The following is a 10169-nucleotide window of genomic DNA, read 5'->3' on the forward strand; positions in this document are numbered from 1 at the left end:
CGCCGGCGAGGCGGTTGCGCAGCCCCCTTTTTCGTGTAGTATGTCGGCCAATCAGCGAATAGGCCCGGCCTTGAGACCGGGTCTTTTTCTTGGGCCGGACGCCGTGCTGGTTGCAGGCAGCGGACTCATAATCCGCCTCCGAAAGGACATCGTCGGTTCGACTCCGACCCGGCCCACCAAGGATGTAAAAGAAGGGTTCCGAGATTTCGGAGCCCTTTTTTATTGCATGAAGCCGGCTATCAAGCGCGGCAATATGCCCCTTCTATTGCGGTGTTAATCGGGCTGAGCAATTTGATTCGGTTATTTAGAAGGCGGCCTTTATCCGTCGTCTTCTCACCGACACCGCGAATTGCCGCTGATTTGATTCCCGACTGCGTCGTCCTACTGCCCGCTCAAGATTCTTCGCAAGCGCTGCCCGGTTCCGGGAATATTCGTTGCGCGTGGAACGGCGGAAGGCATTCCCATCCAGGAGGACGTTCCCGTCATGCAAACCGATCCCACCATTGATCCCATCGCCGATCCCGCCGGCCAGCCGCTCGATGAGCCAGATGAGCCAGATGAGCCAGATGAGCAACCGCGTCCGTCGCCAGACAGACCGGACACGCAGCCGGAAACCGATCCGCTCGCACCAGGCAGTTCGCCCGAAGACGAAGAGACGCTTGGCCGATCGCGAGACCGGCCATAAGGCTGGCCAGCCTCAAAGTAGGGAAACTCCGTGTAAAAAAGGGTACGGCAGCGCCGTTAAGTAAATCAGGAAGGCTGTTAGATGTTTGCCGTCCGCTCTCAGCACGGGTTTTGTCACGCGGCGGCCGGCGCCGCAATTCACCTCCGGGCAACGCCCGTGCTGAAGGCTTCCCTCTTTCAGCGCATTGGCTTTTTCCAAGCAAAGTGATGTGCGCTTTAGCTCAGGAATGCGTGACCGCCTAAACGGCGGTTCTTATCCGCGCCGCCCCACGTGCGGCGGCGACCGCCACCGGGGCCCGGCCCACAGACTGCCGAGCGGCTAAGAGAAAATTTCGGTCTTAGAAGAAGAGCCGGAATTCAAATCAAAAAATGATTGCGAGGCAATCCACGGCGATAAGATCGCGCCCTTTCTTTTATCCAGAGAGGGGCGACTGTCTTAAATCTATTAAGTTCCAAAATTTCTAAAATAAATTTATGCCGCATTCGAACGGCAGAGCAATTGGCGATGTTCTTTAACGAATCAACTTCTTACTTCTGCCCGATTAAGTCTGGAGTGTTAAAACGCTGTTGCAGACGCACAACTTTTATATTGATTGGTTGCGGATAATTTACGTCTCAGGCAGACGCGAGACATGTTGTGTCTTGCGCTAAATGGCTGAAATACAAGGACTATTACTTATTGCGGGCTGATTGTTGCTGATTCGGAAAAATCATGTTGTGCGAATTGCAGGCGTCGATACCAGGGTGTCCACCTACACTCACGCTTCGTTTCAGAGGGTGCCTGGCTGATCCGAAGCGGTTCAGCAAACGGGGCGGCGGCGTGTGATGCAGGCGCCGTTGAGGCAGGTCCCGCTCCCCGCGTAAATTATCGAACCTGGAGTCCCACGCATGAAAAAGAGTCTCATCGTCGTTGCGGTTGCCGCATCGTTCGCTTCCGTCGCTCACGCACAAAGCAGCGTGACCCTGTATGGTCTGCTGGATGCCGGCCTGACCTACACCAGCAACGTCAACCACAGTTCGAAGTGGGCCGCTGGCAGCGGTGGCATCAATCAAAGCATGTTCGGTCTGCGCGGCTCGGAAGACCTGGGCGGCGGTCTGAAGGCAATCTTCACGTTGGAAAGCGGCTTCAACATCAACAACGGCAAGTTCGCTAACAACAACGGTATGTTCAACCGTCAGGCGTTCGTCGGTCTGGCGAGCGACCAGTTCGGTTCGGTCACGCTGGGTCGTCAATACGATGCTGCGCAAGACTACCTGGCACCGCTGACCGCAACGGGCAGCTGGGGCGGCACGTACTTCGCGCATCCGTTCAACAACGACAACCTGAACACGAACGGCGGCTACTCCGTCAACAACTCGATCAAGTACTCGAGCGCTAACTACGCTGGCTTCACGTTCGGCGGCACGTACGGTTTCTCGAACCAGGCTGGCGCATTCGCGAACAACCGTGAATACAGCGTTGGTGCTGCATACCAGTTCCAAGGTCTGCGTTTGGGCGCGGCTTACGCACAGCAAAACAATCCGGCGGCAAACGCCACCGGTGCTTCGGACGGCGTACTGGCGAACAACTCCGGCGTCATTACCGGCAACTTCCGTCAACGTGAGTTCGGCGCAGCTGCTTCGTACGCATTCGGCCCGGCTACCGTCGGTCTCGCATGGACGCAATCGCGCGTGGACAACCTCGTCGGCGCCGCAGTGGGCCAACGCCAAGGCCGCTCGAACAACTACGAAGTCAACGGCAAGTACAACGTGACGCCGGCTCTGGGCCTGGGCATCGCTTACACGTTCACGGACGCACGCGGTTACGGTACCAACGCGGACGGCAACGATCTGAAGACCCGTTACCACCAGATCGGCCTGCAAGCCGACTACTCGCTGTCGCGTCGTACGGACGTCTACGCTCAAGCCGTGTACCAGCACGCAATGGGCGACGGCGGTGTCGCGTCGATCTACAGCGGCGACGTGTCGCAACTGCCGTCGTCGTCGAAGAACCAGACGGCTGCTACGGTCGGTCTGCGTCACCGCTTCTAAGCTTCAGCAGAAGCTGGTTGTCGTACGAAAAGGTGCCGTTCGCGGCACCTTTTTTTATGGACGCGCGGTTTGGACCGATGGCTGACACCCGCACCGTTTGCATCGATTGCGGGCCTCCCTCACCGCGCAGAAAAGCGCAAAAACAAAGGCCGTCACCGGATCAGCCCGTGACGGCCTTTTTCAATCGAAGCGGAAAGTGCCCCGCTCAATCAGGCATGTTGCTCGACCTTGAACACGGCAACGGCATGCCGGAGCCGTTCCGTCTGTTCATCGAGCGAACCGGCTGCGGCCGCGGCCTGCTCGACGAGCGCCGCGTTACGCTGCGTCACGTCGTCCATTTGCCGGATCGCGAGATTGATCTCGCCGATGCCCGAACTCTGTTCCTTCGAAGCCGCCGAAATCTCGTTGATGATCGCCGTCACGCGGTGCACCGCGTCGACCACCTCGCCGATCGTGCTGCCCGCCCTCCCGGCCAGCGTCGAGCCCTCGCCGACTTGCGCCACCGACTGGTCGATCAGCACCTTGATCTCCTTGGCCGCCGTCGCGCTGCGCTGAGCGAGATTGCGCACTTCGCCCGCGACCACCGCGAAGCCGCGGCCCTCTTCGCCGGCGCGCGCCGCTTCCACCGCGGCGTTCAGCGCGAGGATATTGGTCTGGAACGCGATGCCTTCGATCACGCTGATGATCTCGCCGATCTTGCGCGAACCCTCGGTGATGCCCGCCATTTTCTCGACCACGTCGTTGACCACCTGACCGCCGCGCGCGGCGATATTCGATGCATCGGTCGCCAGTTCGGACGCGGTCGCCGCATTGTCGGCATTCTGTGTGACGGTCTTCGTCAGTTCGTCCATGCTGGCGGCCGTTTGCTGCAACGAAGCCGCCTGTTCCTCGGTGCGGCTCGACAGATCGAGGTTGCCTGCCGCAATCTCCTTCGAGGCGACGGTGATCGTCTCGGCGGAGGTCTTGATTCGCGCGACCGTGGCGGCAAGCTGATTGCGCATCTCATGCAGCGAGAACAACAGGCTCGACGTGTCGTCGCGGCGCAGGTCGATGTGCGTGGCGAGATCGCCTTGGGCGATCTGCATGGCGATGGCCGCCGCGCTGGAAGGCTCGCCGCCGATCGAGCGCGACACATTGCGCACCACGCGCGACGCCACGAACGACACCAGCACGCCAAGCAGCACGAGCATGCCGGCCGAACGCCCGAGGGTTGCATAGAACTGCGCCTGGATGTCGTCCATATAGGCGCCGGCGATGAAATCCCAATTCCACGGAACGAAGCGCTTCACGTAGCCGATCTTTTCGCTCGGCGCCGTTGCGCCGGGTTTAGGCCACCAGTAGCGCAGATATCCGGCGCCCGCCGCCGAGCCGCCGGCCTGGGCGATGTCCTGATACAGCGCGTTGCCCTTGGCGTCGCGAAAGGCGCTCATGTCCTTGCCGTTCAGCTTCGGGCTCATCGGATGCGTGATCATCACCGAATCGCCGCGCACGATCGTCACGTAGCCGGACGTGCCATAGCGCTGCGCATTGATGCGGGCGATGGCCTGCTGTTTCGCTTCGTCGACGGAGAGCTTGCCGGCGTCGGCCTGCTTCGCGTAGTCGGCGACGATCGATACCGCCATGTCGGTGACGTCGGCCAGATCCGCGCGCCGCGCGTCCATTTGAGCGCTACGCGCTTCCAACGCGTTCACAACGGTCACGATCAGGAGCGCCACCCAGCAAAGCAGCAACGGGACCCACAACTTCTGTTTGAGTGTCAGACGGTTCATTATCAGCTTGGCCAGGACGTTGAGCTCGGAATGGGGAAGGGCTGCAATCTGCGCTGCATAGCTCGCATAACGGCTTTTGCGGTGCTTTCTTTATCCTGATGCTCAAAATGTGGGCTGATAGAAGGCGGGTCGCCGCTGAACGCGCGGCGAAACCGTGCATGGAAAATGCGCGTAAGCGCTAGATCTGTTCACGGCCGAACGCGTACAGGCGTTCGAGATCGAGCACCTCGATCTGGTTGTACGAGAGGCGCAGAATCCGCAGCTTTTCCAGGTTTTGCAGCGCCTGATTGATCCGCTGGCGCGATACGCCCGCCAGGAGGCCGACTTCTTCCTGCGAAATGGCGAGCGTTCGGCCCGTGTCGGGATAGAGATCGGGATTGAATAATTGCGCGAGCGACTGCGCGACGCGCGCATCCACATCCAGCAACCGGCTGTTCTGGATCGAGGCGATGAATTCGCCCATGCGGTTGTTCAGTTGCCGGATCACGAAGCCGGTGAACGGCAGACTCGATTCCAGAAGTGCATGGAATGTGTCGGACGGCACGAACATCGCGAGCGAAGGCTGAATCGCAGCCACATCGTATTTGCGCAATTCGCGCTTGATCACGCTGCCTTCGCCGAACCAGCCGCCGGGCGGCACGCCGGAGAGCGTGCAACTGCGGCCCGACGCGTTGTAGATCGCGAGCTTGATGAGGCCGGAATGCACGCCGATCCAGTAGTTCGACGGTTCCTGGCGGCGCGCGACCCACGCGCCGGCTTCCAGGTGCTCCGCGTGCGCGCTGGAGAGCACCATGGCCTGGTGCTCGGCGGCGAGCGCGCGAAACCAGGCGCAGGTGGCGAATAGCCGCGGCAGGTCGGCGCACGCTACCCGCGCCGGCCGGTGCGAGCGAGCGTCCGACGGGGCGGTGAGAGGAGCGTCGTTCATGAGCGGTTAAGGATACGTATGCCGACGAAGCCGATTCACAAAAGCCGGCGCGCGCTACTCTGTCATTTGAATGACAGACAGTTCACCATGACAGTTGCTAGGCTTGAATCATCAATCAAAACAATCGACGGCGCGGCCCGCGCCTCAGGAGACGACGTGATGAAGCACATGTTCGAAGAAGGCCTCGAGCGGCGCGAGGCCAATTATGTCCCGCTGACGCCCATCGATTTCATCGTACGCGCAGCCGAAGTCTACGGTGAGCGGCCGGCGGTCGTCCACGGGGAGATTCGCCGCAACTGGCGCGAGACCTATGAACGCGCGCGGCGTCTTGCCAGCGCGTTGCGGCAGGCCGGCATAGAACGCGGTGACACGGTCGCCGCCTTGCTGCCCAACATTCCTCCGATGATAGAAGCGCACTTCGGCGTGCCGATGGCCGGTGCCGTGCTCAACACACTGAATACGCGGCTCGACGTGCCGTCGCTGCTGTTCATGTTGCGTCACGGCGAGGCGAAGGCGCTGATCGTCGATACCGAGTACGGCGAATTCGCGCATCGCGCCGCGCTGGAGTTCCCCGATCTTCACGTCATCAGCGTGGCGGACGCGATGCCCGCCGACCCCGGCAAATTCATCCGCGCGACCGACTACGAAGCGTTGCTGCAATCGGGCGATCCGCAATTCGCGTGGACCATGCCGGCCGACGAGTGGGACGCCGTCGCGCTGAATTACACGTCGGGCACGACTGGCGATCCCAAAGGCGTGGTCTACCACCATCGCGGCGCTTATCTGAATGCGCTCAGCAATATCCTCGAATGGGATATGCCCAAGCATGCAATTTACCTGTGGACCTTGCCGCTTTTCCACTGCAACGGCTGGTGTTTTCCGTGGACGGTGGCGGCGCGCGCCGGCGTCAACGTCTGTCTGCGCAAGTTCGACGCGAAGACGGTGTTCGACCTGATCCGCCGCGAATGCGTCACGCACTATTGCGGCGCGCCGATCGTGCAGAGCGCACTGGCGAATGCGCCGGCCGAATGGCGAGACGGCATCGAGCATCGCGTGTCGACCATGGTGGCCGGCGCGGCCCCGCCACCGGCCGTGATCGCGAAGATGAAGGAAATCGGTTTCGATCTGACGCACGTGTACGGACTCACCGAGACCTATGGGCCGGCCGCCGTCTGTGCGAAACAGGAGGAGTGGGAAGCGCTCGGCGACAGCGAACGCGCCGAACTGAACGCGCGGCAAGGTGTGCGCTACCACCTGCAAGCGGCCGTGACGGTGCTCGACCCGGACACGCTCGCGCCCGTGCCTGACGACGGCGAGACGATCGGCGAGATCATGTTCCGCGGCAACATCTGCATGAAGGGCTATCTGAAGAACGAGCGCGCCACCGAGGCCACGTTCAGCGGCGGCTGGTTCCACACCGGCGACCTGGGCGTGCGGATGCCCGATGGCTACATTCGCATTCGCGATCGCAGCAAGGACATCATCATTTCAGGCGGCGAGAACATTTCGAGCATCGAGGTCGAGGACACGCTGTACCGTCACCCCGCGGTATCGGTTGCCGCCGTGGTGGCGATGGTCGATCCGAAATGGGGCGAGGTGCCGTGCGCATTCGTCGAACTCAAGGAAGGCGCTCAGGTGAGCGCGGAAGAGATCATCGCGCACTGCCGGCTCTTTCTTGCGGGATACAAGTTGCCGAAAGCGGTGCGCTTCGGCGAATTGCCGAAGACGTCGACGGGAAAAATTCAGAAGTTTGAACTGCGCGCGCGAATCAAGGCGGAGCAGGGCGAGTAAGGCCGCCTGCGATTGCAAAGCGTGTCGCATGGCGCACTACGTCATGTCGCGAGATGCGCGCGCAAATCATGCGCGCGTCATCGCGTAGAGCCGTGGGCCGCGCGCTTAACCGCGCGTGTCGACCCAGTTGCGTGCCCAGCTTGCCGAGTGCTGCAAAGCCTGTTCTTCGTTCGTGAAGTAATCGAGCGAATAGAACTGGTAGCGCCCTTCGGCACGCGCGCTGTCAGCGCGTTCGAGCAACAGGTTGGATGAAAAGCTGCCGTCGGGCAAACGATGCGCCGAGGGTTGGACGGCATAGCCGTTGTAGTGATGCCTATGTTTGTTTGTCATTTTATTTTAATGATGTACGAGTGCGTGCCTGCCGGGCGGACCGTTGTACGAGTCACGCGGACGAGCCGATTCAAGCCATTGCAAGCCGAATCACGACGCAGTCGGAAAGCGAAAAAAGGGCGTTGAAGCCAGAGGGAGAATGAGAGGTGCAACGAGGCGTTTGGCGCTTTGGGCTTGCTGCGAAAAACACGTGCAGCTAAAAGCGATCGCGCCAACTGTGGGAGACGAAGCTCCGCGAGGATGTCGCTGCAGCCCGATGCCCGTTGCCGGACACCGAGCCCTTCAAACTTACAGCGGCTTGATGTTAGCCGCTTGCAGACCCTTCGGGCCTTGCTTCGTTTCGAAGCTCACCTTCTGATTTTCAGCGAGCGTCTTGAAGCCGTCGCCGCTGATTTCGGAGAAGTGCGCGAACAGGTCGTCGCCGCCTTTGTCCGGGGTGATGAAGCCAAAGCCCTTGCTGTCGTTGAACCACTTAACGGTACCGGTATCCATGAAGAATCCTTGAGGAAAAAATAGAAAGATTTGCTCTGTTGAGGAGCGCTTGAAGCGTCAAGGAGGGAGAGGACAACGAATACCGCTGAGGAGCGAACATTGATGAACAGCAATCGAACTTCTTGAACTTCGATCGCCACAGTAACCGCCGGGGCATGCCAGCGTCAACACTTAACTTGTAACTGTTTCGGAAAGGGCCTATTGCTCCTCGCCGGGGCATACCTTGCGGCCGTGGTTCGGCGTGTCGCGCGATGCGGCACCATAAGCGGCTCGGCGCGCCAAGCCGAACCACGGCAAGCGAGGTTTCAGATGCCGACTTTATGTGCCGTCAAAACGAGGCGCAGTCCAAGCGCCGCAACCGCGCCCGCCGCGACGCGATCGATCCACGCTTTCCAGCGCAAATAGACTTCGCGCGGTCGCTTGCTCGAAAAGCACAGTGCGACGATCGTGTACCAGCCGGCTTCGATAGCGAAGATCGCGGGCGGCAATGCGAAGTAGGACCACAGCGGCGGATGTTGCGGAAGCAGGGCCGCGAAGATACTGCCGTAGTAGACGGCTGTTTTCGGATTGCTGAGTTGCGTGCTCAGGCCGATCCAGAAAGATTTGCGCACATTGGCCGGGGCGGCTTGGGCTGCATCGAATGCGAGCGGTTTGGCCGCGCCGCGCCAGATTTTCGACGCCAGGTAGATCAGGTAGAGACCGCCCGCCACTTTCAGGCCGATGTACAGCCATTCGACAGTGGCGAGCAACGTGTATAGGCCGAGCAACGCCACGCCGCTAAAGAACACGCCGCCGATGCCCATGCCGAGCGCGGTGGCGAGACCGTCGCCGCGCGATAGTCCGATGGCATTGCGGGCCACGATGACAAAGCTCGGGCCGGGACTCATCGCACCGAGCAGCAGCGCGGCGAGAATCGTGACGATAGCGGTCGATGCGGGCATGTTGTGTGTCTCCTGTACGCTCGGATGTTAATCAATGAAACATAGCATGAGTGGGTGTGGTCTTGCATTTGCGTTTTTCCGTGCGGATTGTGTTTAGCTTTGCGCCAGTATCTATCCTTGCTGTCTCAAGGTTAATTAACTGCGCGCCTGCGCGGGCGACCCTAATAACCCAATAAGAATTTGAAAACCCCCACATCGCAGGTAAAGCAAACCCTTGCTGCAAACATAAGAAATTGGATGCTAGAATTGCCTTCCATACGCTGAAGCAGCCTCGGAACACTGAGGCAAGTCGTGGGCCGAATTCGAGCCGTTTGCCGGCCAATTCCCCGAAATCCAGGATTTGTTGGGCATGATTTCCAGGTGCGAGTTTCCCCGCATCGGGAGAGGCGTCGCGAGTTCGATTCGCACGTGCCTATCTGAATCACGCATAAGCTTCGCGTTGTTTTAGCGAACTCTTTGTATATCCAACGCGAGCATTATCAGCCGCGAAACCGGTACGTTATGAAAGAGCGAGAAGAACAAAGGCTGTTCGACCTCGACGGGAATGCGCGTGAGCGCTTGATCCTGTGGATACGCCGACGCATGGACGAATACGGCATCACGACCGAAGCGCTAGCCGAGGCGATCGAGGCCGACGCAGCCAAGACGCGAGCCGTGATGTATCGCGACGCCTTCGGCAATACGTGGGACGGTCACGGCGACAAGCCGGACTGGCTCGCGCGTGCGATTTACGCTGGGCAGAACATCGATCACTTCCGTTGTTGAGGTCTGCGTTTCGGCGCTCGCATAACGGCGATGAATCAGCCGGCATATGCCTTCGCCGTTGATCGGGTGCGTGAACTGCCTTAACAGGCTGCTGAAATACAGTCCGACAGAAGCAGCCTTTCTGCACTTACGCGGCTCTCGCCACAAGGTTTATCGCATTGTGCAATTTCAACGTGAATTCCACGCTTGTTCGGCAGTTTGAGGCCAATTTCTGGCTTCATTGCCGCGTTTTTCGCTGCTACAGACGGACTTGTGTCAGTGAGCGCATGCGCACGAGGTTGTAGGCAGCCATGTTCAACACGAACATCTGGTCCACTTTCTTCAACCCGCGCACCACCACCTGGCGCATGCGCCCCACGGTCTTGGCCCACCCGAAGCCTTGTTCGATCAACTTGCGCTTTTGCTGCGAAATGGCGTAGCCCACGCTCGAGGCAATGGTAT

10 protein-coding genes and 1 tRNA gene are annotated in these 10169 nt (G+C 60.0%); 5 read left to right on the forward strand and 6 right to left on the reverse strand.

Annotated features, from left to right (window positions below; translation table 11 throughout):
- Positions 1-91: 91 nt before the first annotated feature.
- The 3 genes from BUE39_RS10770 to BUE39_RS10780 all read left to right on the forward strand — a co-directional run bounded on the left by BUE39_RS10770 (position 92) and on the right by BUE39_RS10780 (position 2715).
- Positions 92-179, forward strand: a tRNA-Ile gene (locus BUE39_RS10770).
- Positions 180-484: 305 nt separating this feature from the next.
- A complete protein-coding gene (locus BUE39_RS10775; protein WP_073428640.1) occupies positions 485-685 on the forward strand; it encodes a hypothetical protein in 201 nt (66 codons plus the stop codon).
- 887 nt (positions 686-1572) lie between these two features.
- The gene (locus tag BUE39_RS10780; RefSeq protein WP_073428641.1) at positions 1573-2715 is read left to right on the forward strand and encodes a porin; all 1143 of its coding nucleotides are present in this window, start codon (positions 1573-1575) and stop codon (positions 2713-2715) included.
- Between the two features lie 209 nt (positions 2716-2924).
- Here the strand turns inward: BUE39_RS10780 and BUE39_RS10785 are convergent, their stop codons facing one another.
- Positions 2925-4484: a methyl-accepting chemotaxis protein gene (locus BUE39_RS10785; protein WP_073428642.1), complete on the reverse strand. Its 1560-nt coding sequence runs from the start codon at positions 4482-4484 to the stop codon at positions 2925-2927.
- 178 nt (positions 4485-4662) lie between these two features.
- Positions 4663-5409: a Crp/Fnr family transcriptional regulator gene (locus BUE39_RS10790; protein ID WP_073428643.1), complete on the reverse strand. Its 747-nt coding sequence runs from the start codon at positions 5407-5409 to the stop codon at positions 4663-4665.
- A 159-nt stretch (positions 5410-5568) separates the two neighbouring features.
- On the opposite strand from BUE39_RS10790, the gene BUE39_RS10795 reads away from it, so the two are divergent.
- Complete coding sequence (locus tag BUE39_RS10795) at positions 5569-7200, forward strand: acyl-CoA synthetase (protein ID WP_073428644.1); 1632 nt, start codon at positions 5569-5571, stop codon at positions 7198-7200.
- Positions 7201-7305: 105 nt separating this feature from the next.
- Here BUE39_RS10795 and BUE39_RS10800 read toward each other — a convergent pair whose 3' ends face one another.
- From BUE39_RS10800 to BUE39_RS10810, 3 genes are all read right to left on the reverse strand, one after another.
- Complete coding sequence (locus tag BUE39_RS10800; RefSeq protein ID WP_073428645.1) at positions 7306-7530, reverse strand: hypothetical protein; 225 nt, start codon at positions 7528-7530, stop codon at positions 7306-7308.
- 288 nt (positions 7531-7818) lie between these two features.
- Entirely contained in the window at positions 7819-8022 is a 204-nt protein-coding gene (locus tag BUE39_RS10805) for a cold-shock protein (RefSeq protein ID WP_012428559.1), read from the reverse strand.
- 305 nt (positions 8023-8327) lie between these two features.
- Positions 8328-8963, reverse strand: a complete 636-nt coding sequence (locus tag BUE39_RS10810) for a LysE family translocator (protein WP_073428646.1) — start codon at positions 8961-8963, stop codon at positions 8328-8330.
- Positions 8964-9464: 501 nt separating this feature from the next.
- Here BUE39_RS10810 and BUE39_RS10815 point away from each other — a divergent pair.
- A complete protein-coding gene (locus BUE39_RS10815; protein WP_073428647.1) occupies positions 9465-9728 on the forward strand; it encodes an H-NS family nucleoid-associated regulatory protein in 264 nt (87 codons plus the stop codon).
- Between the two features lie 238 nt (positions 9729-9966).
- Here BUE39_RS10815 and BUE39_RS10820 read toward each other — a convergent pair.
- Positions 9967-10169: transposase (locus BUE39_RS10820; RefSeq protein ID WP_200799508.1), on the reverse strand; the 203-nt coding region annotated here is incomplete at its 5' end.

The sequence above is a fragment of the Paraburkholderia terricola genome (assembly GCF_900142195.1).
In the GTDB taxonomy this organism is placed as follows: Bacteria; Pseudomonadota; Gammaproteobacteria; order Burkholderiales; family Burkholderiaceae; genus Paraburkholderia; species Paraburkholderia terricola.

Bases quoted from the DNA above. Each gene is read 5' to 3' on its own strand.
- BUE39_RS10800 (WP_073428645.1), bottom strand. From the start codon at position 7,530: ATGACAAACAAACATAGGCATCACTACAACGGCTATGCCGTCCAACCC.
- BUE39_RS10780 (WP_073428641.1), top strand. From the start codon at position 1,573: ATGAAAAAGAGTCTCATCGTCGTTGCGGTTGCCGCATCGTTCGCTTCC.
- BUE39_RS10815 (WP_073428647.1), top strand. From the start codon at position 9,465: ATGAAAGAGCGAGAAGAACAAAGGCTGTTCGACCTCGACGGGAATGCG.
- BUE39_RS10775 (WP_073428640.1), top strand. From the start codon at position 485: ATGCAAACCGATCCCACCATTGATCCCATCGCCGATCCCGCCGGCCAG.
- BUE39_RS10795 (WP_073428644.1), top strand. From the start codon at position 5,569: ATGAAGCACATGTTCGAAGAAGGCCTCGAGCGGCGCGAGGCCAATTAT.
- BUE39_RS10790 (WP_073428643.1), bottom strand. From the start codon at position 5,409: ATGAACGACGCTCCTCTCACCGCCCCGTCGGACGCTCGCTCGCACCGG.
- BUE39_RS10805 (WP_012428559.1), bottom strand. From the start codon at position 8,022: ATGGATACCGGTACCGTTAAGTGGTTCAACGACAGCAAGGGCTTTGGC.
- BUE39_RS10785 (WP_073428642.1), bottom strand. From the start codon at position 4,484: ATGAACCGTCTGACACTCAAACAGAAGTTGTGGGTCCCGTTGCTGCTT.
- BUE39_RS10810 (WP_073428646.1), bottom strand. From the start codon at position 8,963: ATGCCCGCATCGACCGCTATCGTCACGATTCTCGCCGCGCTGCTGCTC.